Genomic DNA, 26,253 nt, shown 5'->3' on the forward strand with positions numbered 1-26,253 from the left:
GAACCTCGCTTACATCATGCCGCCCATACCGCCACCCATGCCGCCCATGCCGCCCATACCGCCGCCCATGCCGCCGCCTGGCGGCATCTCCTCGTCGTCCTCGTCGTCGGCGACCGCGAGGTCGCCAGCGGCGATGACGTCGTCGATGCGCAGCAGCATGACCGCGGCCTCGGTGGCGGACTCGATCGCCTGGGTCTTCACGCGAAGCGGCTCGTAGACGCCCTCCTCGCCCATGTCGATCGTGTCGCCCGTGAACGCGTCCAGTCCGGAGGCCTCGTTACCGCCGTCGTGGGCGGCGCGAAGCTCGACCAGCGAGTCGATGGGGTCGAGTCCGGCGTTCTCGGCCAGGGTGCGCGGGATGACCTCGAGCGCGTCGGCGAAGGCCTCGACGGCGAGCTGTTCGCGCCCGCCGACGGAGTCGGCGTAGTCCCGCAGGGCCAGCGAGAGCTCGATCTCGGGGGCGCCGCCGCCGGCGACGACCTTGCCGTCCTCGAGGGTCGTGCGGACGACGCCCAGCGAGTCCTCGATCGCCCGGTCGACCTCGTCGATGACGTGCTCGGTGCCGCCGCGCAGGATCAGCGTGACGGCCTTGGCGTCGTCGACGTCCTCGACGAAGATGCGCTGGTCGCCCGCGATCTCCTTCTGGGCGACGCTACCGGCGAAGCCCAGATCGTCCTCGGTCAGGTCGTCGACGCTCGAGACCGGCGTCGCGCCGGTCGCACGGGCCAGCTGGCTCTGGTCGCTGGACTTGACGCGGCGGACGGCGATGATGCCTTCCTGGGCCAGGTAGTGCTGGGCCATGTCGTCGATACCGCCGTCGACGAAGACGACGTCGGCGCCGGCGTCGGCGACCTTCTGGGCCATCTCCTGGAGCTGGGCCTCCTCCTGCTCGAGGAACTGCTCGAGCTGGTCGGGGTCGGTGACGTTGACCTCGGCGTCGATCTCGGTCTCCTGAATCTCGAGGTCGCCGTCGACGATCGCGACGGAGGCGTCCTCGGCGAAGTACGGCATGTTCTCGGAGACCCGTTCCTTGTCGACGATGACGCCCTCGACGAGCTCGGAGTTCTCGATCGAGCCGCCGACGACCTTCTCGACTTTGATGTTGTCCGTATCGACCTCGTCGTCGTCGGCGACCGACTGGACGGCGCTGACGACGAGCTCGGCGAGCAGGTCGCGGGCGCTCTCGGCGCCCTTGCCCGTCATCGCCGTGGCGGCGATCTGGTGGAGGATCTCCTCGTCGTCCTCGTCGACGTCGATGGCGACGTCCTCGAGGGCTTCCGTGGCCTCCTCGGCGGCCTGGCGGTACCCCTGGGCGAGGGTGGTGGCGTGGATGTCCTGGTCGAGGAGGTCCTCGGCCTGGCTGAGCAACTCGCCGGCGACGACGACGGCGCTCGTGGTGCCGTCGCCGACCTCGTCCTCCTGTGTCTCGGCGACTTCGACGATCATGTCCGCCGCGGGGTGGTCGATCTCCATCTCCGAGAGCAGCGTTACGCCGTCGTTAGTGACGATAACGTTGCCCGAGGAGTCGACGAGCATCTTGTCCATCCCCTTCGGACCGAGCGTAGTCCGTACCGACTCGGCGACGGCCTTGCCGGCCTGGACGTTCATCGACTGCGCGTCCTTACCGGACGTTCGCTGGCTGTCCTCCGAGAGAACGATAAGCGGCTGGTTGCCCATCTGTTGTGCCATAGTCAGCCGAAGGATTGATTGCTATTCTATATAACTCTTTTGGTGTCCAGCGCTCGCGATCGCCGGACTCGAGCGGGGCGACGTGACGCAGAATCGAAGAACGCGGTCGAAAGGTGACCGCTCCGGGACGAGAGACGGCGCCGTTACCGAGAGCGAAACCGGGTGGATAGCCGCCGGGACTGCATCGAACGCCTTCGAACGGAACCGTTCGAAAGCGAGCGAGCGCTCGAGTCGCGACGCGGCATCGCTATCGAGCCCGGGAGAAAAACAGGTGCGATCCCGGCGAGACGGGCAGGATCGCCCGTGCCAACGCTCGGGTGCGATCAGGACTCGCCGCCCGGGTAGCGGTGGTACTGCATCCCCTGGTGTTTCATCTCGTTGTGGCGCTCCTCGAGGAACGAGTAAACCGATCCGTGGGGCGCGCCCTCGAGTAGCATCTCCGCGGCGGTACGAACGGCGTCGACCTGCTGGGGCGTGCCGATCGCGCCGAGGGTCGAGCCGTAGATGACGACGTCGGCGCCCGAGAGCTCCTCCATGAGTTCGCGGGTGCGGCCGTCCTCGCCGATGAGCCGACCCTTCTTGCGTTTCATGTCGTTTTTGTTGCGCGCGGCGGCGTCGATGTCGACGACGTCGAACTGCATCATGTCGTCCTCGAGCAGCTGCAGCGCCTCCTCGGGCGGGAAGCCGCGGCCGATCGCGCGGACGATCTCGGGACCCTTGAGGCCGCGAACGGGATCGCCGACCGTCTCGACGGCCACGGAACCGTTCTCCGAGTCGATGTCCAGCCGGACTTCGGCTGCCGCCTCGATCTCGCGCATCGTCTCGCCGCCCTCGCCGATGAGGACGCCGATGCGGTCCTGCGGAATCTTCACGTGTTTCATGCTCTCCGGTACTCGCTCGGCGAGTTTAAGCGCTTGGTCCGCTATCGACGGTGGAACCACTATATCCCATTTCGACGTACCCCGTCGTATGGCGAGCGACCCACGGTACGAGATCGTCGTTTCGGACGACCGCGAGCTCGAGGGCCCCCTCCTCGTCGGCCTCTCGAACTTCGGGCTGGCGGGGCTGACCGCCGTCGACCACCTGATCACCCAGCTCGAGTTCGAGCAGGTCGGCCACGTTCGCATCCGGAACGCTCCGAGCGTCGCGCCGTTCGAGGACGGAACCCCCAGACACCCGATGCGGCTCTACGCGGCGCCGGACCGCGAGCTCTGCGTTCTCCTCGGCGAGATCGTGGTTCCGGTGTGGGCCGGGCCGGCGCTGGCCGACGCGGTCGAGAACCTCGCCGCCTCGAGCGAACTCGAGGAGGTCACGCTGCTCCACGGCGTTCCGTTCCCGCACGGTCCCGACGAGCACGCGCTCTTTTTCGTCGCGACCCCCGAGTACCGCGATCGACGGCTCGAGGGGACCGACCTCGGCCCGCTCCGGGGCGGTGTCCTCGACGGCGTTCCCGGCGAGTTCACGAGCCGAAGCCTCGCCGGCGAACTCCCGCCGACGGGGACCGTCGTGACGCCGATCCATCCCCCGGGCCCCGACTTCGAGGCGGCCATCCGGTACCTGGCCTTTCTCCGGGAGGAGTACGGCCTCGAGGTCGAGGACGAACGACTCCGGGAGCGCTCGGAGTCGATGAACCGGTACTACGGCGAACTGGCCGATCGCATGGAAGCGATCGAGGCCGGCGGCGCGGACGAGCGCCACCTTCCGATCGATCGAATGTTCATGTGAGTCGCGGTATCACGCGCGTCGGGAACGGGCGACCGCCCCGCCGAGCGCCGGAAAGGCGAGCATCGATCCCGCCGCGATCCCGACGGCCGCGACGAGGGCGAACCACGGCACCCCGAGGACGGTCCCGACCAGTGCGCCGCCGTAGCCCGCCAACAGGAGAACGGCGTTGTAGTAGCCCAGACGGAGCGCAACCAGCGCGGCCGAGAAGGTCACCCAGCCGAGCGTCTCCGTCCCGGGCGGACGGACCCAGCCGCCCCGAACCAACGCCCCGACGAGCACCATCGTCAGCCACGCGCCGAACGCGGCGCCCGTGACGTCGGCGCCGCCGGCGGAGTCCGTCGCCGCGACGAGCAACAGCGCCGGCAGCCCGAGGATCGATACCTCGCCGAAGACGGAGGTGACGTCGTGAAGAAAGCAGCCGACGCCGCTCTTCTCGACGGTCGCCAGCTTCCCGTACCCGTACCAGGAGCGTCGCGTCCGGGTTTCGGCGGGGCGGGTCAGTCGGCCCGGCGGACGATCGCGACGATCTCGACCCATACTCGTCGCAACGGCGGGTCTCGACAAATACCCCGGTGACTCGTCGTCGCGAGCGCGGCTACTCGAGGACCGAGCGGAACCGAACCGTCTCCGAGAGCGTATCGAGGATCGCGACCGTGCGGTGGTCGTCCGCGACGGCGGGAAAGTGCGCGCCCGGGTTGAGCAGCGTCGTCCGCCCCTCCTCGCGGTGCTCGCGGCGGTGGTGGTGGCCGTAGCAGACGTAGTCGTAGGTCTCGGCCGCGGCCAGGGTCTCGACCTCGGCCATCGACTCCCCGTGCAACACTGCGAAGGAGAGCCCGTCGAACTCGAGGTCGGCGAACCGGCCGTGGAGCGCGCTCCCTTCGCCGAGGGAGTCGAACGCCGCCTCGAGGCCGGATACTTCGCCGTCGTTGTTCCCGAGGACGCCGTGGAGTTCGAGCCCCTCGAAGGCCGCCAGCAGGGGCGGCGCGACGAAGTCGCCGCAGTGGAGGACGACCTCGACGCCCTCGGACTGGAAGATCTCGGCCGCGCGCTCGGCCGCCTCGAGGTTGTCGTGGGTGTCCGAGACGATCCCGATGTTCATACCGAGTCGGGCGACGGCGAGTCACTAAGGCGTTCGGGCGAGTCCGTCCAGCGACGTCCCGCCGAACCGATAGAGTAACCGAACGTGGTTTCTCACAGCGAGTTTCGAACCCTATAGTGATTTATGCGTGCCCCTCGGTAGCGGGTGGCATGAAAGGCATGGCTCTCGTGAGCTGGCAACCCCGCCAGGCCAGGCTACGGGCGATCGTCAAGACCGTCCTCTATCGGATCGTGATGGTGCTCGTGACGGTTGCGATCGCCCTGTTGGTCACCGGGAACGCGGGCGAGGCCCTCAGCATCGGGATCGCGACGAACGCCCTGAAAACGGGCACGTACTACGTCTACGAGCGGATCTGGGATCGGATCGCGTGGGGGCTACCCCGTCCGGGCTCGGAGTCGCGGTGATCGACCTACCCGCGGGACGGGTCCGGTTCCGGACTCGTGACGAACTCCAGTAACTCGTCGGGATCGGTCTCGAGGCCCTGCCGGGAGAAGAAGCTCGCGACGTTCTCGCAGTCTCGTTCCAGAAAGTCGCGGCTGTTGGGGTGGTGAACGGTGACGGCCTGCCCGAGGTCGATGACGACGAGCTGGCCCTCGTGGAAGACGACGTTGTACTCGCTCAGATCGCCGTGGACGATCCCCGCCGCATAGAGCCGGCGCATGTACTCGCGCATGACCTCGTAGGCCGTCTGCGGGTTCTCGATGTGGACCTCGCCCAGCCGCTTGGCGCGGCCGTCCTCGCCGCCGATGTACTCCATCACGAGGACGTTGCGCTCGGTCGCGATCGGCTCCGGGACGCGAACGCCGGCCTTTTTCGCCCGCCGGAGGTTCGCCAGCTCCTTTTTCGTCCAGGCGAGGACGACGTCCTTTTTCTTTCCGCCGAGGCCCTCGAAGCGCGGGTCCCCCTCGAGGTAGTCGCGCATCTGACGGAAGTTCGAGGAGTTGATCCGGTAGATCTTCACCGCGACCTCGCGGTCGTCGCCCAGCGCGTGGTAGACGTTGGCCTCCTTGCCCGTCGAGAGCGGTCCCCCGAACGCCTCGACGTAGCCGTCCTGGACCAGTTTGTACAGCGCGGCGAAGGTCGCGTCGTCGAACACCGACTGTTCGACCTTGAACTGGTCGGCGTCCTTGATCCGCTCCTCGAACTGCTCGAACTCCCGATCCCGCTCGCGGGCGATCCGGTCGGCCTCGGTGTCGGCGACGTCGATCTCCTCCCACTCGTCGCCCGGCGTGTCGGCCTCCTCGAGGTCGACCAGTCCGAACTCCCCGTCCGTTCCCTGTCCCATCTACACGCTCGTAGCGGGTGCAGGCAGGTAAAGGATCGGGTACTGGCCGGCGCTGGCGTGCGAGCCCGAATGGTGGTGTTATTTGGGAGTACCGCCGAAACCGGGCCCCGTTCGACGACATGGCGCTGGAGTACACACCGCGAACGTACGACGAAATACCCGAGGAGAAGCGACCCTCCACGGCGGAGGCGCTCGTCCCGATCGCGGGGATGATCCTGTTCCTCTCGGTCGGAATGATCTGGCTAGGCATGGACCCGCAGATGCCGCTGTTGTGGGGGATCGCCTTCGCCGGGCTGCTCGGTCGCTACTACTTCGGGTACACCTGGGCAGAGCTCTACGACGGGATCGGGCGCAGCATCCTGACGGGACTGCAGGCCATCCTGATCCTGTTCGTGATCTACATGCTCATCGCCGCCTGGATCGACTCCGGGACGATTCCCACGCTGATGTACTACGGACTCGAGTTCCTCTCGCCGGGGATCTTCCTCCCGTTCACCGTCGCCCTCTCGGCGATCGTCGCCTTCGCGATCGGCTCGTCCTGGACGACCGCGGGAACCCTCGGCGTGGCGATGATCGGGATCGGCTCCGGTCTCGGGATTCCGGAGCCGATGACCGCCGGTGCCGTCCTGTCGGGCGCCTACACCGGGGACAAGAACTCGCCGCTGTCCGATACCACGAACCTCGCCGCCGCGGTGACGAACACGGAACTGATGGACCACATCCGCGCGATGCGCCCCGGGACGTTGATCGCGTTTACCGTCTCGCTGCTGCTGTTCGTCGTGCTGGGACTGAACGCGAGCGGGTCGATCCCCGCCGGTCGGATCGCCGAGATCCAGGGCGGACTCGAGGGGAGCTACGTCATCTCGCCGCTTACCTTCGTGCCGCTCCTCGTCACGTTCGCGCTCGCGTTCTACGGGTTCCCGGCGCTGCCGTCGCTGGGGGCCGGGATCTTCGTCGGCGTCGGCATCACCATGACGGTCCAGGGTGCGGGCTTCGCCGCCGCCTGGGACGTCGTCCACAACGGAACGAGCCCCGAGACGGGCGTCGAACTCACGAACGAACTGCTCGCGGTCGACGGGCTCACGGGTTCGGTGTGGGTCGTGACGATCGTCGTCGCAGCGCTCGCGCTGGGCGGGATCCTCCAGGAAACCGGCGTGCTGGCGACGATCGCGTACGCCATCGGACGGGCAGTCGGCAGCGTCGCCGGACTCACCGCCGGCACGGCCGCGGGAACCGTCGCGATGAACTTCCTCGCCGCGGAACAGTACATGGCGATCGTCGTCCCCGGAATGACGCTCCAGAACCTCTACGACGAGTACGGCCTCGAGAGCCGGAACCTCTCGCGGGCGGTCGAGGCCTCCGGGACGACGACCTCGGCGTTCGTCCCCTGGGGCTCGGGCGGGGTCTTCATGGCCTCGGCGCTCGGCGTCTCGGTGATCGAGTACGCCCCGTACTACTTCTTCGGGATCCTCTCGCCGCTCGTGTTGCTCCTGATGGGCGCGACGGGCTGGGGGATCTTCTACAAGGACGACGCCGACCGGGAGTCGACGCCGGAAGGAACCGCGCCATCGACCGTCGACTGAGACCGCGCGTTACCTCCTCGCCGCCCGACCGCCTTTTTCGCTGTCGCGCCCGCGCGGAGCTTTTCCCGCCGGACGACGTACCGACGCGTATGGCCGAACTGCGCGACCGACCGGCGGCGAGCGAGGGGCGACGATGACGGAAGCGGAGTACGACGTTACCCTCGAGTGGCCCGACGGCCGAACCGAGACGGTGGCCGTCGAGCCCCGGGAAACGGTACTCGATGCGGCCCTGCGCGAGGGGATTCGCCTTCCCTCCGACTGCCGGAAGGGAACCTGCACGGCCTGCGTCGGGCGGGTGATCGCGATCGAGGACCAAGCGGGCGACGGACAGCCACACGCCGCGGACGCCGTCGACTACCGACGTGTCCCGCGGGCGCTCGAGGACTCCGATCGAGCCGACGGCTACGCGCTGTTGTGTATCGCCCACCCCCGGGCCGACTGCCGCATCGAGGTCGGGCCGACGGTTCGCAGCGAACTGGGCGACAGTCCCTGGGGGTAGCTCCCCCGACCGAGTCGCTGGGGCAGACTTATGCCCGTGCTCGAGGTAGCCTCTCTCATGAGTGATGCTGACACACCTGGCGACGTCGAGCCGAGCCGCGACCACGAGCATCACGGCCACGAGGGACCGGGCTATGCGACCCCGCAGGCCGCCCTCGAGGAGGGCGAGCGGGAGGAACTCGCCTACGTGATGAGTCTCTACACGGGAACCGACGTCGACGAACCCGACTTCGTGGCCGTCGTCGACCTCGATCCCGACTCCGAGACCTACTCCGAGATCGTCGACCGCGTCGAGATGCCCGAAAAGGGCGACGAGCTCCACCACTTCGGGTGGAACGCCTGCTCCTCGTCGTGTCACGTCGAGGGCCTCGAGCGACGACACCTGATCGTCCCCGGACAGCGATCCTCCCGGATCCACGTCGTCGACACGAAGGATCGGCGCAACCCCGAGCTGGTCGAGGTGATCGAACCCGAGGACGTCTTCGAGTACGACCTCTCGGCGCCCCACACCGTTCACTGCGTGCCGGAGGGCAAGATCATCATCAGCATGCTCGGCGACGCCGACGGCGAGCTGCCGGGCGGCTTTCTCGAACTGAACCACGACTTCGAGATCGAGGGGCGCTGGGAGCCGCCGGGCGAGATCGAGATGAACTACGACTACTGGTACCAGCCCCGGCAGAACGTGATGGTCTCGACGGAGTGGGCCGCCCCGAAGACCTACTACCCGGGGTTCGACCTCGAGGACGTCGAGGACGGTAAGTACGGCCGACGGATACACTTCTGGGACTGGGAGAACGGAACCGTCGAGCAGACGATCGACCTGGGCGAGGAGGGCCAGATCCCCCTGGAGGTCCGCTTTCTCCACACGCCCGAGTCGACCCACGGCTTCGTCGGCGCCGCGCTCTCCTCGAACATTTTCCACTTCTGGTACGACGCGGACGCGGGCGAGTACCGCGCCGAGAAGGCGATCGACTTCGAGGCCCGCGAGCACGAGGACTGGGAGATGCCCGTGCCGGGGCTGACGACCGACATCCTGCTCTCGATGGACGACCGCTACCTGTTCGGCTCGAACTGGCTCCACGGCGAGCTGTGGATGTACGACGTCTCGGATCCGTCGAACCCCCGGCGGGCCGACTCGCTGTCGGTCGGCGGAACCTTCGGCGAGGTCCGGGAGGTCCAGGGTCGCGAGCTGGCAGCCGGGCCGCAGATGATCCAGCTCAGCCTCGACGGCGAGCGCCTGTACTGGACGACCTCGCTGTTCTCGACGTGGGACGACCAGTTCTACCCAGAGGAGTCAGAGCGAGGCTCGGTGATGCTGAAGGCCGACGTCGATCCGCGCAACGGCACCCTCGAGCTCGACGAGGACTTCCTGGTCGACTGGGGCGAGTGTCCGGCCGGCCCGGCCCGCGCCCACGAGATCCGCTGGCCCGACGGCGACTGCACCAGCGACGTCTGGCAGTGACCGAGACGTACGCGGTCGTCCTCGAGGAGCCCGACGGCTCCAGCAGAACGGTCGAAGTCGAGCCCGACGAGACGGTACTCGAGGCCAGCGAACGGACCGACCGAACGGTTCCGTTCGGCTGTCGAACCGGGGCCTGCGGAACCTGCGCGGGACGCCTGCTCGAGGCCGACCGAGCGGAAGCGGAGAGCGACGACGAGTCGGCAGCCGAACCGACCGACGATCCCGACGTCGCAGCCGCCTTCGCGTACCGCCGCGAACCGCGGGCGCTGAAACCGCGCCACCGCGAGGACGGTTACGTCCTGCTCTGTATCGCGACCCCCCGGATGGACTGCCGGGTCGCCGTCGGCTCGCGAGCCCGAAGCGGCCTCGTCGACAACCCCTGGAAGTGACAGGACTCGCCCCCGTTCGAGTGCGCTCTGCGAACGACGTTAGTAACGTTAACGGAGCCGCGACGCAACCCTCGAGCAACGAATGCCCCTCGCCGACGAGAACGCGGACAACCCCTACCTCCGGGAGCCGCCGACCGACTTCGAACCGATCGAGGAACTCTCCGAAGCGGAGGCGGAGCGACAGGTCGAACTGCTCCGCGAGGCCGTCCGCGAGCACGACCGCCGGTACTACGTCGAGAACGAGCCCCTCGTCGCCGACCGAACGTACGACGCGCTGTTCGCCCGCCTGCGGGAGCTCGAGGACGCCTTCGACCTCGCCAGTCCCGACAGCCCGACCAGAGGCGTCGGCGGCGAGCCCATCGAGGCGTTCGAGACGGTCGAGCACGTCGCACCGATGCTCTCGATCGACCAGAGCGGCGAGGAGGCGGACGTCAGCGAGTTCGACGACCGCGTCCGCCGCGAGGTCGGCGAGGTCGAGTACGTCTGCGAACCCAAGTTCGACGGCGTCTCGATGGAGTTCGTCTACGAGGACGGCCGCCTCGAGCGCGCCGTGACCCGCGGCGACGGCCGCGAGGGCGACGACGTGACGAAAAACGCCCGCACCATCGGTTCGGTCCCCCAGCGACTCCACGGCGACCACCCCGACTTCCTGGCGGTGCGAGGCGAGGTCTACATGCCGAAACCGGCCTTCCAGGCCCACAACCGCGAGCGGATCGAGCGCGGCGAGGAACCGTTCGCCAACCCCCGCAACGCGACCGCGGGGACGATCCGCCAGCTCGATCCCTCGGTGGTCGCCGATCGGCCCCTCGAGGTGTTCTACTTCGACGTGCTCGAGGCCAGCGAGCTCGCCGAGAGCCACCTCGAGGAGCTCGAGCGCTTTCCCGACTGGGGGCTCCGCGTGAACGATCGCGTGGAGGTCGTCGACGATATCGACGGAGCCATCGAGTACCGCGACCGTCTGCTCGAGGCCCGCGACGATCTGGACTACGAGATCGACGGCACCGTGATCAAGGTCGACGACCGCGAGGCCCGCGAGGAACTCGGTCGAACCGCGCGACACGACCGCTACGCCTTCGCCTACAAGTTCCCCGCCCGCGCGGAGGTGACCCCGATCGTCGACGTGGCGGTCCAGATCGGTCGCACCGGTCGGGTCACGCCCGTCGCCCTGCTCGAGCCCGTCGACGTCGGCGGCGTCACGGTCTCGCGGGCGAGCCTGCACAACCCCGAGGAGATCGCCGAAAAGAACGTCGACGTCGGCGACACGGTCCGCGTGCAACGGGCGGGCGACGTCATCCCCTACGTCGAGGAGGTCGTCGAGAACGGAGCGGAGAACGAACCCGGGAGCCACTACGAACTTCCCGATCACTGTCCAGTCTGCGGAAGCGCGATCGAGCGCGACGGACCGATGGCCTTCTGTACGGGCGGGCTGGCCTGTGACGCCCAGCTGCGCCGATCCATCGAGTACTACGCGAGCGACGACGGACTCGACCTCGAGGGGCTGGGCGAGAAGAGCGTCCGCCAGCTCGTCGACGCCGGCCTCCTGGAATCGGTCGCCGACCTCTACGAGCTCGAGCGCGAGGCTCTCACGGGGCTCGAGGGATGGGGCGAAACGAGCGCCGAAAATCTGCTCGCCGAAATCAACTCGAGTCGGGAGCCCCCGCTCGCCGACTTCCTCTCGGCGCTCGGCATCCCCCACGTCGGCCCGACGACCGCCCGCGAGCTGGCCCGCGAGTTCGGCACCTTCGAGGCCGTCCGCGAGGCCGCGGAAGACGACCCCGAGTCGCTCGAGGACGTCGACGACGTCGGGACGACCGTCGCCGACCAGATTCACGACTTCTTCGCCAGCGAGGCCAACGCCGCTGCCGTCGACGCCGTCCTCGAGCACGTCTCGCCTCGAGAAACGGAACTCGAGTCCGGCGGCGACGAACTCGAGGGGCTGACGTTCGTCTTCACGGGCTCGCTCGAGGACCTGACCCGCAGCGAGGCCCGGGAAACCGTCGAGGCCCACGGCGGGTCGGCGACGGGCAGCGTCTCGGGGAACACGGATTACCTCGTCATCGGCGGCAGTCCGGGACAGACGAAACTGGACGACGCCGAGACCGAGGACGTGCCGGTGCTCGACGAGGCGGCGTTCCGGGACCTGCTCGCGGAGCGGGGAATCGAGCCCGAGTAGCGTTACGCCTCCGCGGGGAGCCGTTCTGCGATTGACCGCACCGCCTCGAGACCTTGCACCTCGCCCTCCCGTTCCGGAAGCGTGACGACCTCGAGGTCGGGGAACGTCTCGCGGATCTCGGCCACGCGCTCGGTGTGTCGCTCGTACCGCGACCGACAGCGCGAACAGTCCTCGTCGGGATCCTCGAAGACGCGGTTCACGACGAGGCGATCGACCCGAACTCCCGCCTCCCGGAGCTTCTCGACGAGGCGCTCGGATTCGGCGATGGCCATCCCCTCGGGCGCGAGGACGACCCGGAATTCCGTGCGCTCGGCGTCGAGCAGCACCTCTCGAGCGCGCTCGAGGCGGTCCCGGAACGCCTCGAGGTCGGCCCCGCCGTCGCTCCCGCCGAACATCGACATCGGGCCCAGCACCGCCGAGCGGGCCGCGGTGCCGATCCGCCGGGCCTGTCCGCGCAACGAGCCAAGCGTCTCGAAGACCGGTCCGGCGATCTCGGGCGTATCGAACAGCCGCAGGGTGTGGCCCGTCGGCGCGGTGTCGAAGACGACGACGTCCCACTCGCCGGAGTCGACGTACTCGACGAGCAGGTCGAGTGCGGCGATCTCGTCGCCGCCCGCGGGCGTCCCCGCGGCGAAGATCCGCTCGACCTCCTCGTCGTCGAGCCGTATGCCGGCGCTGCGCAGATCGGCCGCGAGCGCCCGCGCGAGCGCCTCGTAGCGCTCCCTGCGCGTCTCGGGGTCGATCTCGGCGGCCCAGAGGGCGGACGCTCCCGCCGAGTCGGTCTCGAGGGCGGGGTCGCCCCCCAGTTCGAGCTTGCGGGGCTCGGGACCGAGGTCGGCCTCGAGGGAGTCCGACAGCGAGTGGGCGGGGTCGGTCGAGACAAGCAGCGTCCGCCGCCCCGAATCGGCGAGGCGGACGCCCGTCGCGGCCGCACAGGTGGTCTTGCCGACACCGCCCTTGCCGCCGTAGAAGATACAGTCGGTCATTCGATCTCAGTGACGGGTATCGGCGACGGATACCTAAGTTTCCCGCCACGGCGCCGTGACGGTCTCGAGATCGAACAGCTTCGGCGGCCGCGGTTCGTCTCAGAGGTCGACGCGATCGAACCGGTAGAGCGCGACGGCGACGGGGACGACGGTCCAGAACACGAGAATCAAGAGTGCGAACCAGTCCTGCAGGAAGAAGGGGAGCTCGCCGCCGAACATCTGCGCGTCGAGTTCGGACTGGAGCTGGATGGTGTCGACGTCGGTGACCAGCGTCAGAACCCGTCCGTACGCCTCGCCGGGATCGAGGTTGATGACGAAGTACGCCCACTCCGGGAGGCGCTCGACGGTAACCTCCTGGCCCTGAAACTCCGTCGTGTAGGAGACGGTGTCGAAGAAGAGGACCTCCCTGTCGGCCAGCAGCCTGAACGCCGTCGAGAGGGAGTTCCAGACGACGTAGAACAGCACGAACACGCCGAACATGGCCGCGCCGGCGATCGTCGTCGAGCGGGTCAGCGAGGACAGCGCGACGGCGATGCTGGTGTAGGCGATCCCGTAGACGATCGAGACGCCAAGCAGTCCGACGTAGTCGGCGACGTCGAACCCGCCCATCAGGACGGCGACCACGACGGCCGCGAGAGCGAACCCGAGGGTCAGCGACAGCGACAGCACCGCGGAGCGCCCGATCAGCTTTCCGAGCAGGACGTCCTTCCGGGAGTGGGGCAGCGAGAGCAGGATCTTGATGCTGCCGCTCTCGCGCTCGCCGGCGATAGCCTTCCAGCCAAGCACCAGCGCGATCAGCGGGATGATCAGCCGCGTGATCTCGCTGACGAAGCCGACGAGGACGTCCGTCGTCGCGCCCTGGGCCGCGAGGTCCTCGCCGAAGTAGGCGACGGCCCCGGTGGTCGCGACGAGGAGGGTGAAAAAGAAGACGCTCAGTCCCCAGAACAGCCACGATCGAACCGCGTCCTGGAAGTCCTTCTTCGCGACGGCGCCGACGCTTTCGGGGTTGATCGAACTCGAGGGCGCGCTCGTGCCGCGGTCGACCGTTTCGGCGCTCATCTGGCGTTCACCTCCGTCGTGTACGACCGGAAGACGTCGTCGAGCGACGCCTCCGACGTCGAGAAGTCACGCACCTCGAGTCCCTGTCGCTCGAGCGCCGAGAGGACATCGGTCTTCGAGCCGTCGACGCGGATCACGAGCGTCGGGGGCGCCTCGTTCTCGACGGTCGCCTCGGAGACGTCGGGCAGCGACCGCACGGAACGAATCGCCTCGTCGTCGAGCCGATCGACGGTCACGCGCAACACGGTACCGTCGCTGACCGACTCTCGCAGGCCCGCGACGGAGTCGACGGCGACCATCTCGCCGTCCCGGAGGATGCCGACCCGATCGCAGACCGACTCGACCTGCTCCATGATGTGGCTCGAGAAGAAAACCGTCGCGCCGCGTTCGTTCTCCTCGCGGACGATCTCGCGCATTTCGCGGGCGCCGTTCGGATCGAGTCCCGTCGAGGGTTCGTCCAAGATCAACAGGTCGGGCTCGCCGACCAGGGCCATCGCGAGCATGAGCCGCTGGGCCATCCCCTTCGAGTAGCCGCCGGCCTTCTTGTCGATCGCGTCGGCGATCCCGACGCGCTCGAGCAGCCGTTCGGGGTCGGCGTCGACCCCCTTCGAGTCGATCGCGAACTCGAGGTGCTGGCGGGCGGTGAGCCGGTCGTAGGTCCGATACCCCTCGGGAAGGACCCCGGTTCGCGCCCGGATCTCGCGGCTGTGGGTCTGTGCGTCGAGTCCGAGCACCTCGACCCGTCCCGCCGTCGGGCGGACGAAGTCCAGGAGGACGTTGATCGTCGTCGACTTGCCGGCCCCGTTCGGACCGAGAAAGCCGAACACCTCGCCGTCCCCGACCTCGAAGGAGAGGTCGTCGAGCGCGAGGGTCTGACCGTAGGACTTGGTCAGCCCGTCGACCGTGATAGCGGGCATGGTTGGTGGCGGTGTGAAGACACCGTCGACCGATAAGGATTGCCACTCGGGTGTAATATCTAAACGTATTTTTGTGGAAAATAGGTTCCCTATATCGGATCGTCGGGATCGTACCGGTCCGCGGTTCGATCGACCTCCGTCGCGTACCGCTCGCGGGTCTCCTCGTCGGGGACGGCCTCGAGCTGGTCGGGCGAGAGTTCCTTCGCGGCCGTTACTCCCGACGCGGCCGACGCCGCCAGCTCCCGGCGGTAGACCGACTCGCCGTCGGGCGTCGCGTACGTCAGCGTCACCAGTCCCTTGTCGTCGTACTCGCGTTCGACCAGCCAGCAGCGGATCGTCTCGGTCATACTCCGATCTGGCGGGCCCACCACCGAGAATGTACCGCGTTCGAGCCGACCGTCGGCTCGGGGTGACCGCGGACCGGAGCGACGGGTGCGCCCGTCCGCGAGGAGTCAACCTGAAACCCCTCGCCGCCGTAGGCCCACCGATGAACGCCGAGGGGGTTCGCGAGCGCGCGACGTCGCTGCCGCGTGAGCCGGGCGTCTACCAGTTCCGAGCCGACGGAACGACGCTGTACGTCGGGAAGGCGGTCGACCTCCGGGACCGGGTTCGATCCTACGCCGACCCGCGTAGCGCCCGCATCCGTCGAATGGTCGACCGCGCCGACGAGATCGAAATCGCCGTCACCGACACCGAGACGCAGGCCCTGTTGCTCGAGGCGAACCTCATCAAGCGCCACCAGCCCCGGTACAACGTCCGGCTGAAGGACGACAAATCGTACCCGATGGTCCAGCTGACCGACCACCCGGCGCCGCGGATCGAGATCACCCGCGACCCCGCCGAGTCCGCGACCGTCTTCGGTCCCTACACGAACAAACGACAGGTCGAGACGGTCGTGAAGGCCCTGCGGGAGACCTACGGCGTCCGTGGCTGTTCGGACCACAAGTACTCCGGCCGGGACCGACCCTGCCTCGACTACGAGATGGGGCTCTGTACGGCGCCGTGTACCCGCGAGATCGACCTCGAGAGCTACGCCGAGGACGTCACCGCCGTCGAGCGCTTTCTCGAGGGCGAGACGGGGATTCTCGCGGACCCGCTGCGCCGCGAGATGGAGGCCGCCGCCCAGGACAAGAACTTCGAGCGCGCGGCGAACCTGCGGGACCGCCTCGAGACCGTCGAGGCGTTCCACGGCGAGGGCGGCGAGGCCGTCCAGTCGACGGGCGACGAGCGGGCCGTCGACGTCCTCGGGGTGGCGATCGAAGGCGAGGACGCGACGGTCGCCCGTCTGCGGGCCGAGAGCGGGAAGCTCGTCGACCGGGACCGACACACCCTCGAGGCGCCCACCGGTGACCCCGCCGCGGACGCCCCCGAGTCGGGCGGGGTCCCCGCCGTCCTCGCGGCCTTCCTCGTCCAGTACTACGCCGAGCGGGAGCTGCCCGACGCCCTCCTCCTTCCCGAGCGCCACGGCGACGGGGAGGTCGCGGCCTGGCTCGAGACCGAGGGCGTCGCCGTGCGGGTTCCCGGCGCGGGTCGCGAGGCGAAACTCGTCGACCTCGCGTTGAAAAACGCCCGGCGCAACGTCGGCGGGCGCGACGAGTGCGCCATGCTCGCCGACGCCCTCGAGATCGAGTCGGCCGAGCGAATCGAGGGGTTCGACGTCAGCCACGCCCAGGGGAAAGCCGCCGTCGGCAGCGACGTCGCCTTCGTCGACGGCAGCGCCGAGACGGCCGACTACCGCCGGAAGAAGCTGACCGACGAGAACGACGACTACGCGAACATGCGGGCGCTGCTCGAGTGGCGGGCCCGTCGGGCCGTCGAGGGCCGGGACGACCGCCCCGACCCCGACCTGCTGTTGATCGACGGCGGCGAGGGCCAGCTCGAGGCCGCCCGCGACGCGCTCGCCGAGGTCGGCTGGGACGTGCCCGCCGTCGCGCTCGCGAAGGCCGAAGAGCGGGTCGTGACGCCCGACCGCGAGTTCTCCTGGCCCGACGACGCGCCCCACCTGCACCTCCTCCAGCGGGTCCGTGACGAGGCCCACCGCTTCGCGGTCCAGTATCACCAGACGATCCGCGACGACGTCTCGACGGTGTTAGACGACGTTCCCGGAATCGGTCCCGAGACCCGAAAGCGGCTGCTCGGTCGCTTCGGCAGCGTCGAGAACGTCCGCGAGGCGAGCCCGGAGGACCTCCGGAGCGTCGCCGGCGTCGGCGAAAAGACCGCCCGAACCATCGCCGAGCGACTGTAATCGATCGCGGCGGACGCCCTCGAGCGGCGAACGGTCCTCCGATCCGACCGATGCACAGGGCTTTCCGTCGCGGCGCCGTCTACACGTCCGTGCCAACCGACGACGAGATCGACGACCTGCTCGAGGACCTCGACAGCCACGGCGACCTCGAGGCGGCGGAACAGCGACTGTCGATCCGCATGGAGAAACGGCGGTACGGGAAACCGGTGACGATCGTCGAGGGGTTCGACCTGCCGCCCTCGGAGGTCACGTCGATCGCCTCCGACCTGAAGTCCTCGCTGGGCACCGGCGGTACCGTCGACGAGGGACGCATCGAACTCCAGGGCGACCACCGCGACCGCGTCCCCGACCTGCTCGACGAGCGCGGCTTCGACGTCGAAGCGTAACCCCAGTTGTCTCGGTCCAACTCGAGTTGCGAGTAACTCTTTGTTCCTTGCTACCGTAGCACGCGCCATGGAGATCCGACCCGCTGCGACCAACGACCGCGAATCGCTTCGCCGGATCGCTCGCGAGACCTGGCACGACACCTACGACGAACTCTCCGAGGAAACCATCGACGAGACCATCGACGACTGGTACGGCGACGAGGAACTCGAGCGAGCGCTCTCGGAGCCGGGAACGGCCGTCCTCGTCGCCGAGGCCGACGGGGAGGTCGTCGGCTTTACTCACGGCGTCGTCCAGGGCGAGGAGGGGGACGTGTTGCGGATGTACGTCCACCCCGACCGCCAGCGCGAGGGGATCGGTACGGCGCTGCACGAGCGACTCCGCGAGGACCTCGAGGACTTCAACATGTCGCTAATGCGGGCGATCGATCTCGCCTCCAACGAGGGCGGCCGCGCGTTCTACGAGGGGCTCGGCTTCGAGCGAACCGGCGACGGCGAGGTGGAGATCGGCGGCGAGTCCCGCCGGGAAGTGGTGTACACGCTCGAGCTGTAGCCGTCCGGCTCGAGTGTTTAAAAGGAGCCTTGCATACTCACCGGACGGATGGAAGTAGCCGGTCAGCATGAGGGTGTGAAGACCTCGCACAATGAGCACGAAAGCGCCCACGGAAGGGGACATCCTCCGACCGATCAAGAACACGACGACGAGGTACTTCATCCTGTTCGGCGTCGCCGGCCTGGCGCTGCTGTTGTTTCTGCTCGGCTGGGGCTACCAGCTCGCGGAGGGGCTGATCGTCACCGGGCTCGCCGACTGGGGGACCGGCGGCGGGGTCACCTGGGGGGTCTACATCGGCGCGTTCATCTGGTGGGTCGGCATCGCCCACGGCGGGATCATCCTCTCCGCGGCGGTCCGGCTGCTCGGCATGGAGCGGTACATGCCCGTCGCCCGGATGGCCGAGCTGCTGACGATCGCGGGCCTCTCGGCGGCCGGCTTTTTCATCCTCGTTCACATGGGCCGTCCCGATCGGATGGTCACGAGCGTGCTGGGCCACTACCACATCACCGTTCACGGCTCGCCGCTGGTGTGGGACGTGACCGTCATCACCGCGTACTTCGTGCTGACCGCGACCTACCTCGGGCTCACCCTCCGGTACGACGTGAGCCGCCTCCGGGAGGACCTTCCCGATCGACTCGGGCCGATCTACACGGTCCTGACGCTTGGCTACTCCGAGCGGGAGGACGAGATCGTCCAGCGGATGGTCTGGTGGCTCGCGCTCGCGATCATCATCATGGCGCCGCTGTTGCTCCACGGGGGCGTGATCCCGTGGCTGTTCGCCGTGTTGCCCACGTATCCCACCTGGTTCGGCGGCGTCCAGGGACCGCAGTTTCTCACGATCGCGCTCACCTCGGCGATCAGCGGCGTGATACTCGTCGCGGCTAGCTTCCGTCGGGCGTACGACTGGGAGCACATCATCACGGACGACGTCTTCCGCGGGCTCCTGCTGTGGCTCGGCTTTTTCTGTCTGCTCTTTCTCTGGCTCCAGCTCCAGCAGAACGTAACCGGGCTGTTCAAACCCCCGGTCGACACGGAGATCGCGGCGGAGGCGCGGCTGCACCACCCCCTCTATCTCGGTGCGTTGGGGCTCGTCTTTCTGGTACTTACGTACATCTTCGCGCAGACGATCCGTCCGGCGCTGTTCTCCAAGGGCCGGGCCATCGTCGCGGGCGTGCTGGTCCTCCTCGCGACGCTGACCGAGAAGGTGCTGTTCGTCGTCGAGGGCTTTTTCCACCCCAGCTTCGAGATCTACGCGGCCACACCCGGAACCTACTTTCCGAGTCTGATCGAGTTCGCCTCGATCGCGGGAACGGTCGGAATGGTGACGCTGTTTTTCCTCGCGGTCGCGAAGGTCGTTCCGGTCGTCGAACTCCACGCGATCGAACACCTGCGGGGCGACGACCACAAGTAGCGTCGACCGTTTTTGCCCGAGACGCCGCCGTCGATTCGCTTCGCGATCGGAGTGAGCAGCCACCAGCAACTATTTACCTGGTCATACTAAATCTCCTTTTAGACATGGCTAAACCTCCGGCCGATCGTCGCCGTCCTGCGAGTGAGATTCCGTGAACGAGTTCCTGCGGGTTCTTCTCGAGTCGCTTCGGGACGGCTACGTGCAGGTGAGCGCGTTCGTCGCCGTCACGGTCCTCGCGTTTGCGCTCGTCCAGTATCGTACCGACGGCGCCCTCCTCGCGGCGATCGAGGACAACGAGCGCCTGCAGGTGCTGTTCGGCGGTCTCCTCGGGCTTACGCCCGGCTGCGGCGGCGCGATCGTCGTCATGCCGCTGTACGTCCGCGGGACGGTCAGCTTCGGAACCGTCGTCGCGACGCTGGGCGCCACCGCGGGCGACTCGGCGTTCGTCATCCTCGCGCTCGCGCCCGAGGCCGCAGCGTACGCCTACGGGGTCGCCTTCGTCGCCTCCGTCGCGACCGGCTACCTCGTCGACTCCGTCGGACTCGGCGTCTCTCGAGTCGACGCCGCCGTCGCGACGCTCTCGCCAGCGCGATCGGACGGTGGCACCGCGGTCGCCGGCGGCGTTCGACCGAACCCGACTCACGACTACGGGGGGCCCGCGCCGACCCACGCTCACGAGTCGGGGCCGGATCGACGCTCTCGAGTGTTGACACCGCTTTCGCACGGGCTCCACCTCGCGTGGTGGGTGACCGCCCTCGCCGGGCTGGTGCTGGGTTCGCTGTACCTGCTGCGGGGCGGCCCCGAGGTCGACGTCGCCGTCGGTCTCGGGTTCGACGGCCTGTTCACCGTCGCGGGCGTCGTCGGCGCCGCGCTGTCCGTGTACCTCTACCTGGTCGGTCGCCACTACGTCGGCGAGGGGGAGATCGCTCGCGCGCGGGACAACTTCGGGTCGGTGTACGACACGCTCACGCACGCGGCGATGGAGACGAGTTTCGTCACGGTCTGGGTGCTCGTCGCCTTCCTCGTCTACGAGTACGCCGTCCTCTTTACCGGGATCAACGTCGCCACGGTCGCCGCGGCCGCGGGCGCGCTGGCGCCGATCGGCGGGGCCGCCGTGGGACTGATCCCCGGCTGCGGTCCGCAGATCCTGCTCGCCAGCGTCTACGCCGAAGGCGGGTTGCCGTTCTCGGCGCTGACGGCCAACGCGATCGCCCAGGACGGCGACGCCCTGTTCCCGCTGCTGGCCGTCGACGCGAAAGCGGCGGTCGTCGCCACGATTTACAACTTCCTGCCCGCGGTCGTCGTCGGCGTTGCACTCCACTTGCTGTGGGGCCCCGTCCTCGGGATGGCGGAGTTCGGATTCGGCGTCCTCTGAGTCGCGGTCGCTCGAGAGTCCGCTCAGAACTCCTCGGCCGGCGGGGCGATCCCCTCGTCGTCGCCGCCCTCGAGGGAGAACTCCTCGCGTACCTCCCGGATCCGGTCCCGGATGTCCGCCGCCAGTTCGAACTCGAGGTTCCCCGCGGCTTCCTCCATGCGATCCTCGAGTTCGGCGACGTAGCGGGCGGCCTCCTCGTCGTCAGCGATCTCGCGGCCCGAGACCTCCGCCGTGTCGGTCTCGCTTCCGGGCAGGTTCGTCTCGCCGATCTCCTTCTCGATGGTCGTCGGCTCGAGCCCGTGTTCCTCGTTGTACTCCCGCTGGATCTCGCGGCGTCGCCGCGTCTCCTCGATGGCCGACTCCATCGCCTCCGAGGGGTCGTCGGCGTAGAGGACGACCTCGCCGTTGACGTTACGGGCGGCCCGTCCCATCGTCTGGACGAGCATCGTCTCCGACCGGAGAAATCCCTCCTGGTCGGCGTCTAAGATCCCCACGAGCGAGACCTCGGGGATGTCCAGCCCCTCCCGCAGGAGGTTGATGCCAACGAGCACGTCGATCTCGCCCAACCGCAGGGAGCGGATGATCTCGTGGCGCTCGAGGGTGTCCGTCTCGTCGTGCATGTAGGCGACGTCGACGCCGGCTTCCTCGAGGTACTCGGTCAGGTCCTCGGCCATCCGCTTGGTGAGCGTCGTCACCAGCGTCCGCTCGTCGCGCGCGATGCGCTCGTCGATGCGGTCCATCAGGTCGTCGATCTGGCCGCTGGCGGGCGAGACTTCGATCTCGGGGTCGACGAGGTGGGTCGGGCGAACGATCTGTTCGACGATCCGCTCCGACTGCTCGCGCTCGTAGTCGCCCGGCGTCGCCGAAACGTACAGCGTCTGGTCGGTCTTCTCCTCGAACTCCTCGAAGGTCAGCGGGCGGTTGTCGTACGCCGTCGGCAGCCGGAACCCGTTCTCGACCAGCGAGTCCTTTCGGGACTTGTCGCCCTCGTACTGGCCCTTGATCTGGGGTAGCGTCTGGTGGGACTCGTCGACGACGGTGAGAAAGTCCTCCGGGAAGTAATCGAGCAAGGTGTAGGGAGCCTCGCCCGACTCCCGGTCGGAGAGGTAGACCGAGTAGTTCTCGATGCCCGAACAGTAGCCCGTCTCCTGCATCATCTCGAGGTCGAAGGTGGTTCGCTCCTCGATGCGCTGGGCCGCGAGCATGTCGCCCTGGCGCTCGAAGTAGGAGATCCGGCTGTCGAGGTCGTCGCGGATCTCGTCCATCGCGCGCTCGAGTTTCGTCTCGGGGATCGAGTAGTGTTCCGCCGGGTGGACGAGGACTGCCCGTTGCTCACCCTGGGTCTTGCCCTCGAGCGGGTCCACTTTGACCATGCGGTCGATCTCGTCGCCCCACAGCTCGACGCGGACGGCGTAGCGGCCGTACATCGGGTAGATCTCGACGGTGTCGCCCCGCACGCGGAAGGTGCCCTGCGTGAAGTCGACGTCGTTGCGCTCGTAGTTCAGGTCGACCAGCCGCGCCAGCAACTCGTCGCGGCCGACCTCCTCGCCGACCTCGAGTCGCATCGACATGTCGACGTAGTTCCGGGGATCGCCGAGTCCGTAGATAGCAGAGACGGAAGCGACGACGATGACGTCCTCGCGGGTCAAAAGCGACCGGGTCGCCGAGTGGCGCAGCCGATCGATCTCGTCGTTGATCGATGCATCCTTGTCGATGTACGTGTCGGTCTGCTCGACGTAGGCCTCGGGCTGGTAGTAATCGTAGTAGGAGACGAAGTACTCGACGGCGTTGTCGGGAAAGAGGTTCCGGAACTCCTCGTAGAGCTGGGCCGCCAGCGTCTTGTTGTGGGCGATGACCAGCGTCGGCTTCTGAATCTCCTCGATCGTCCAGGAGACGGTGTTGGTCTTGCCCGACCCCGTCACCCCGAGCAGGGTCTGTTTGTCCATCCCGGAGCGAAAGCCGTCGGCGAGTTGCTCGATCGCCTCGGGCTGATCGCCCGCGGGGTCGAACGGCGCGTCGACCTCGAACGGTCGGTCGACGTCGGGACGATCCGGCTGGAGGGGCCCTCGAGTGTCACTCATCGTCGGTATCAGGGACTCGAGACACTTGACGCGCTCGCATGCGGTGGCGAGCGCGGGCTCGAATTCACCGGTTCCGGACCGGTCGTTCGCCGCACGCCCGCGAGAGGGGACACGGCGGGCGTCTAAGCGATACCGCCGAGGGTCCGCTCAACAGTCGTCGGTCGTCGCCCCGGCTGTCTGCTTCGTATCGTTTGCCGCCCGTTTTTGCTCCTCGGCCGCGCCCTTCTGGTCGTCCGCTTCCCCTCCGTCGGCCGGCTCGCTCTCGCCGTTCCCGTCGCCGGGTGCGTCCGCCGGGGGTTGGTCTTCCTCCGGCCCGTCGACGGCCAGTTCGACGGTGAAGTCGCGGTCGGTCACCCCCTCGGGGGGTTCGAGGTATCCGATCGCGTACCCGGTGTAGACCGTCTCCGACTCGAGCGAGACGTCGAAGGAGGCGACCTCAGTCTCCTCGCCGGCGGGACGGATCGAGAGCGCGTACTCCCCGGCGGGGACCGCGAGATAATCGGAGACGTCGCCGAAGGAAACGTCCTCGACGAGCGGCGCGTCGTCGGCGTAGACGTCGACCGCGGGGGCGTCGGGGGAGAAGTGCGCGACGCGGACGAACGCCGACTCGTCCGCGGCGTCCTCGGGAAGCGGATCGGCGTCGACGAGCACCTCCGGCCGGAACGTTTCCGCACCGAGTTCCCCGATCGCCGCGACCGTATAGAGCCCCTCCCCGACGTCGACCTCGCCCTCGAACGCGACGGTCTCGGGATCGTCCGCGGCCGCGATGGCGACGGTGTACGTCCCCGGCTCGAGTTCCAGGTACGGGGAGATCGTTCCGTAGGACACGTCCGCGAGCACCTGCTCGCCGTCGACGAGGACATCGACGTTCGGCGCGTCCGGCGAGAAGTGCGCGATGCGAACCGCGGCTGCGGTATCGTCGGAGTCGGTCGCGGCGTCGTCGTCCGCCGGCCGCTCGTCGTCCGCGTGCTCACCCTGCGCGAAGACAGCGCCGCTGGCGATGCTCAACCCACCCGCTACACCGACCGCTTTCAGGGCCGTACGTCGTGATACTGATTCGGACATTGCAACCGTGAATGGGTACTTCCGGCACAAAACTCCGACAGTCAGTAGCCGTGATTCTCCCGTCGTTGCCTCTGGAACCGTTCGGTGTACGGACTTCCTACCAGCGAAACGGTACCGCCCGGTGCGCCGAGCGCGCTCGACCGTCGCCCGCCCTTCATAGCGGGGCGGGTGTCTGGCCAACCGTTATGGGTCGGCTCGTCGTGGCGTCGAATATGGCTCAGGAACTGAAGCAGGTACGCGACGAACTGGAGCAGGCAGCGAAAGTGACCGACGACGACGGCCTCCGAGACGACATCCACGAGCACGTCGACGCCTTCGAAGACTACACCGTCGGCGATCAGAACCCGGATCACGCGCTCATGGACGAGCACCTGAACGGGATGCGACAGCTCAGCGATCGCGCCGAGAACGATACGAAAGACCACCTCGACAGTGCCCTCGAGACCGCCGAGGAGTACCGGGAAGGGATCGACCAGGCCTGACCTACTGTTCTCGCGGCGTTCGGTCCGTGACGTCGGTGTCGATCCCGCCGAGCAGGTCCTCGAACCCGTAGTGTTCGAACTGGTCGACGACGGCGGCGCGCTCGCTCTCGTCGACGGCCTCGAGGACCGTCTCGACCACGGCGGTCGCCTCGTCGTCGCGGTCCTGGATCGACTCGATGACCGGAATCTCGCCGGCGATGTCGACGTACTCCGTGCCGCTACGCAGACAGCCCTCGACCAGCGGCTCGGCCGTGTTCGAGAACGGTCCGGCGCAGTTTGATGCGCAGTCGACGTCCTCGAGGGCCGCGGCGACGACGTCCGGGTCCTCGAGCGAGAACCGTCGGCCCGGCTGCTCGAGGGCGGCAACCTGTTCGCGCAGCTGGTCCCGATCGCGGCCGGCGAGAACCGGATCTAGCCCGCGGTCGATCGCGTCCTCGGCGACCGGACGACCGGCGTATCCGTACGAGCCGTCGATCAGGAGCGGTCCCATACACACGGGACCGCGACGGCGGAGTTAAACGGCAGGCCGGCAGCTGACGCGACGGGCGCGGATCGTCGCTCACTCGAGGCGATCCAGGACGGCGTCTTTCTCGTAGGACAGCGACAGCGACCGCGATCGCCCTCGCCCCTCGATATCGGCGTAATCGGCGTCGATCAGCCCGAGCTGATCGAGCTTGTTTACGATCTCGGAGTAGCGGGTGTAGCCGAGGTCGGTCTCCTCGTGGAAGCGCTCGTAGATCTCGCCAGCCCGTCCGCCGTCATTGGTGGCGATGACCTCGAGCAACGCCCGCTCGGTATCCGACAGGCCGGAGAGGCTCCGGGAGAGGTTGATGTACTTCGACTTCTCGTAGGCCTCCTCGACGTCTTCCAGCTCGACGGTTCGACTGCCACGCATCTCGGCGTTGAGTCCTGCGCGCCGCAGCAGGTCGATCCCGACCCGAAGATCGCCGCCCTCGGCGGTGCGATCGGCGACGCGCTCGAGGGTATCGCGCGAGATGACTCCGTCGCGGAACCCGCGCCGCACTCGTTCGTCGAGAATGTCGACGATCTCGGGCTGGTCGTAGACCGGGAAGTACACCTCTTCGGGCCGAAAGACACTTTGAACCCGTGAGTCGAGTTCGTCGATGACCTCGAGCGTGGGGTCGGAGGAGACGACGACGACGCCGATCTTCGCACCGGGATACTCTTCGTGGGCACGCAACAGCGAGTACAGCGTATCGGAGGCCTCGTTTTCGTAGAAGAGGTAGTTGACGTCGTCGAGCGCGACGATCATGACGCGGTCCTCCTCGACGAGCTTCTCGGCGATCTGGCCGAAGAGCTTCTTGAACGAGATCCCCGAAGACGGGGGCTCGTAGTCGAACGTTCCCTCGAACAGTCGCGAGAACACCGAGTACCGTGTCGAGTTAACCTGGCAGTTGACGCGGATCGTCCGTACGTCGCTGGTCTGGGTCCCAACCTTGTCGAACAGCTTCTGGATCGCCGTCGTCTTCCCCGTTCCCGGTGGACCCCGAACCATGACGTTCAACGGACGGGAGCCGCGAACCGCCGGTCGCAACGCGTACGTGAGGTTTTGTGTCTGCGTTTCGCGGTGTTTGAACGTCTCGGGAACGTAGTCGATCTCGAAGACGTGCTCGTTTCTGAACACGGACTCGTCCCACGACAACATCCCCTCTTCGGGGTCGTCTGCCATCACTTTCACCACGCTGTCGTAGTTACTTAGTTGTTTGCGAGGGAAGCGAAAGCGGATCGAGTCCGCAAACGGACCGTCCGGAAGTCCGGATCTCGTCCGCTGA

26 protein-coding genes are annotated in these 26,253 nt (G+C 67.7%); 13 read left to right on the top strand and 13 right to left on the bottom strand.

Features of this window, described 5'->3' with window-relative positions; all coding sequences use genetic code 11:
• Positions 1-9: 9 nt before the first annotated feature.
• The gene (gene thsA, locus C492_RS04325; protein ID WP_008420818.1) at positions 10-1,677 is read right to left on the bottom strand and encodes a thermosome subunit alpha; all 1,668 of its coding nucleotides are present in this window, start codon (positions 1,675-1,677) and stop codon (positions 10-12) included.
• A gap of 335 nt (positions 1,678-2,012) precedes the next feature.
• Positions 2,013-2,570: a KH domain-containing protein gene (locus tag C492_RS04330; RefSeq protein ID WP_008420820.1), complete on the bottom strand. Its 558-nt coding sequence runs from the start codon at positions 2,568-2,570 to the stop codon at positions 2,013-2,015.
• 88 nt (positions 2,571-2,658) lie between these two features.
• Here C492_RS04330 and C492_RS04335 point away from each other — a divergent pair, with 88 nt between their 5' ends.
• Positions 2,659-3,414 carry a proteasome assembly chaperone family protein gene (locus C492_RS04335; RefSeq protein WP_008420822.1) on the top strand — a complete coding sequence of 252 codons (756 nt, stop codon included), beginning with the start codon at positions 2,659-2,661 and terminating at the stop codon, positions 3,412-3,414.
• A 9-nt stretch (positions 3,415-3,423) separates the two neighbouring features.
• Here the strand turns inward: C492_RS04335 and C492_RS04340 are convergent, their stop codons facing one another.
• Together C492_RS04340 and C492_RS04345 are read right to left on the bottom strand one after the other, a co-directional pair.
• Positions 3,424-3,951: a hypothetical protein gene (locus C492_RS04340; protein WP_008420823.1), complete on the bottom strand. Its 528-nt coding sequence runs from the start codon at positions 3,949-3,951 to the stop codon at positions 3,424-3,426.
• Positions 3,952-4,009: 58 nt separating this feature from the next.
• The gene (locus tag C492_RS04345) at positions 4,010-4,513 is read right to left on the bottom strand and encodes a YfcE family phosphodiesterase (RefSeq protein ID WP_008420825.1); all 504 of its coding nucleotides are present in this window, start codon (positions 4,511-4,513) and stop codon (positions 4,010-4,012) included.
• 158 nt (positions 4,514-4,671) lie between these two features.
• On the opposite strand from C492_RS04345, the gene C492_RS04350 reads away from it, so the two are divergent.
• A complete protein-coding gene (locus C492_RS04350; RefSeq protein WP_008420827.1) occupies positions 4,672-4,917 on the top strand; it encodes a DUF2061 domain-containing protein in 246 nt (81 codons plus the stop codon).
• Between the two features lie 5 nt (positions 4,918-4,922).
• Here the strand turns inward: C492_RS04350 and rio1 are convergent, their stop codons facing one another.
• Positions 4,923-5,798, bottom strand: a complete 876-nt coding sequence (rio1, locus tag C492_RS04355) for a serine/threonine-protein kinase Rio1 (protein WP_008420829.1) — start codon at positions 5,796-5,798, stop codon at positions 4,923-4,925.
• Positions 5,799-5,917: 119 nt separating this feature from the next.
• On the opposite strand from rio1, the gene arcD reads away from it, so the two are divergent.
• From arcD to ligA, 5 genes are all read left to right on the top strand, one after another.
• Positions 5,918-7,381, top strand: a complete 1,464-nt coding sequence (arcD, locus tag C492_RS04360; RefSeq protein ID WP_008420831.1) for an arginine/ornithine antiporter ArcD — start codon at positions 5,918-5,920, stop codon at positions 7,379-7,381.
• A 133-nt stretch (positions 7,382-7,514) separates the two neighbouring features.
• A complete protein-coding gene (locus C492_RS04365; RefSeq protein ID WP_008420834.1) occupies positions 7,515-7,880 on the top strand; it encodes a 2Fe-2S iron-sulfur cluster-binding protein in 366 nt (121 codons plus the stop codon).
• A 57-nt stretch (positions 7,881-7,937) separates the two neighbouring features.
• Positions 7,938-9,341, top strand: coding sequence for a selenium-binding protein SBP56-related protein (locus C492_RS04370; RefSeq protein WP_008420835.1), 1,404 nt, complete (start codon positions 7,938-7,940; stop codon positions 9,339-9,341).
• Positions 9,338-9,730 carry a 2Fe-2S iron-sulfur cluster-binding protein gene (locus C492_RS04375; protein ID WP_008420837.1) on the top strand — a complete coding sequence of 131 codons (393 nt, stop codon included), beginning with the start codon at positions 9,338-9,340 and terminating at the stop codon, positions 9,728-9,730. The genes C492_RS04370 and C492_RS04375 overlap by 4 nt, the downstream gene beginning before the upstream one ends.
• Positions 9,731-9,812: 82 nt before the next feature.
• On the top strand, positions 9,813-11,903 hold the full coding sequence (gene ligA / locus C492_RS04380; RefSeq protein ID WP_008420839.1) for an NAD-dependent DNA ligase LigA: 2,091 nt from the start codon (positions 9,813-9,815) through the stop codon (positions 11,901-11,903).
• A gap of 2 nt (positions 11,904-11,905) precedes the next feature.
• On the opposite strand, the gene C492_RS04385 is transcribed toward ligA, so the two are convergent.
• From C492_RS04385 to C492_RS04400, 4 genes are all read right to left on the bottom strand, one after another.
• The gene (locus C492_RS04385; RefSeq protein ID WP_008420840.1) at positions 11,906-12,889 is read right to left on the bottom strand and encodes an ArsA family ATPase; all 984 of its coding nucleotides are present in this window, start codon (positions 12,887-12,889) and stop codon (positions 11,906-11,908) included.
• 99 nt (positions 12,890-12,988) lie between these two features.
• A complete protein-coding gene (locus C492_RS04390; protein WP_008420842.1) occupies positions 12,989-13,948 on the bottom strand; it encodes an ABC transporter permease in 960 nt (319 codons plus the stop codon).
• Entirely contained in the window at positions 13,945-14,865 is a 921-nt protein-coding gene (locus C492_RS04395) for an ABC transporter ATP-binding protein (RefSeq protein ID WP_008420843.1), read from the bottom strand. Before C492_RS04395 ends, C492_RS04390 begins: the two co-directional genes overlap by 4 nt.
• 89 nt (positions 14,866-14,954) lie before the next feature.
• A complete protein-coding gene (locus tag C492_RS04400) occupies positions 14,955-15,212 on the bottom strand; it encodes a hypothetical protein (protein ID WP_008420845.1) in 258 nt (85 codons plus the stop codon).
• Between the two features lie 140 nt (positions 15,213-15,352).
• On the opposite strand from C492_RS04400, the gene C492_RS04405 reads away from it, so the two are divergent.
• From C492_RS04405 to C492_RS04425, 5 genes are all read left to right on the top strand, one after another.
• Positions 15,353-17,110, top strand: coding sequence for an excinuclease ABC subunit C (locus C492_RS04405; protein ID WP_008420847.1), 1,758 nt, complete (start codon positions 15,353-15,355; stop codon positions 17,108-17,110).
• An 89-nt stretch (positions 17,111-17,199) separates the two neighbouring features.
• Positions 17,200-17,496: a translation initiation factor gene (locus tag C492_RS04410; protein WP_083898740.1), complete on the top strand. Its 297-nt coding sequence runs from the start codon at positions 17,200-17,202 to the stop codon at positions 17,494-17,496.
• A 67-nt stretch (positions 17,497-17,563) separates the two neighbouring features.
• Positions 17,564-18,046: a GNAT family N-acetyltransferase gene (locus C492_RS04415; RefSeq protein ID WP_008420851.1), complete on the top strand. Its 483-nt coding sequence runs from the start codon at positions 17,564-17,566 to the stop codon at positions 18,044-18,046.
• A 91-nt stretch (positions 18,047-18,137) separates the two neighbouring features.
• Entirely contained in the window at positions 18,138-19,457 is a 1,320-nt protein-coding gene (gene nrfD, locus C492_RS04420) for an NrfD/PsrC family molybdoenzyme membrane anchor subunit (protein WP_008420852.1), read from the top strand.
• A 151-nt stretch (positions 19,458-19,608) separates the two neighbouring features.
• Positions 19,609-20,832 (top strand): putative manganese transporter, encoded by a 1,224-nt coding sequence (locus C492_RS04425; RefSeq protein WP_008420853.1) that lies wholly within the window; start codon positions 19,609-19,611, stop codon positions 20,830-20,832.
• 23 nt (positions 20,833-20,855) lie between these two features.
• On the opposite strand, the gene uvrB is transcribed toward C492_RS04425, so the two are convergent.
• Both uvrB and C492_RS04435 read right to left on the bottom strand, forming a co-directional pair.
• Complete coding sequence (gene uvrB / locus C492_RS04430; protein WP_008420854.1) at positions 20,856-22,913, bottom strand: excinuclease ABC subunit UvrB; 2,058 nt, start codon at positions 22,911-22,913, stop codon at positions 20,856-20,858.
• 147 nt (positions 22,914-23,060) lie between these two features.
• Positions 23,061-23,978 carry a DUF4397 domain-containing protein gene (locus C492_RS04435; RefSeq protein ID WP_049892711.1) on the bottom strand — a complete coding sequence of 306 codons (918 nt, stop codon included), beginning with the start codon at positions 23,976-23,978 and terminating at the stop codon, positions 23,061-23,063.
• Positions 23,979-24,190: 212 nt separating this feature from the next.
• On the opposite strand from C492_RS04435, the gene C492_RS04440 reads away from it, so the two are divergent.
• Positions 24,191-24,460, top strand: a complete 270-nt coding sequence (locus tag C492_RS04440; protein WP_008420858.1) for a DUF7553 family protein — start codon at positions 24,191-24,193, stop codon at positions 24,458-24,460.
• 1 nt (position 24,461) lies between these two features.
• Here the strand turns inward: C492_RS04440 and C492_RS04445 are convergent, their stop codons facing one another.
• On the bottom strand, positions 24,462-24,950 hold the full coding sequence (locus C492_RS04445; protein WP_008420859.1) for a saccharopine dehydrogenase NADP-binding domain-containing protein: 489 nt from the start codon (positions 24,948-24,950) through the stop codon (positions 24,462-24,464).
• A gap of 69 nt (positions 24,951-25,019) precedes the next feature.
• On the bottom strand, positions 25,020-26,150 hold the full coding sequence (locus tag C492_RS04450; protein ID WP_008420861.1) for an ORC1-type DNA replication protein: 1,131 nt from the start codon (positions 26,148-26,150) through the stop codon (positions 25,020-25,022).
• Positions 26,151-26,253: the final 103 nt, after the last annotated feature.

This window comes from Natronococcus jeotgali DSM 18795 (assembly GCF_000337695.1).
Lineage (GTDB): Archaea > Halobacteriota > Halobacteria > Halobacteriales > Natrialbaceae > Natronococcus > Natronococcus jeotgali.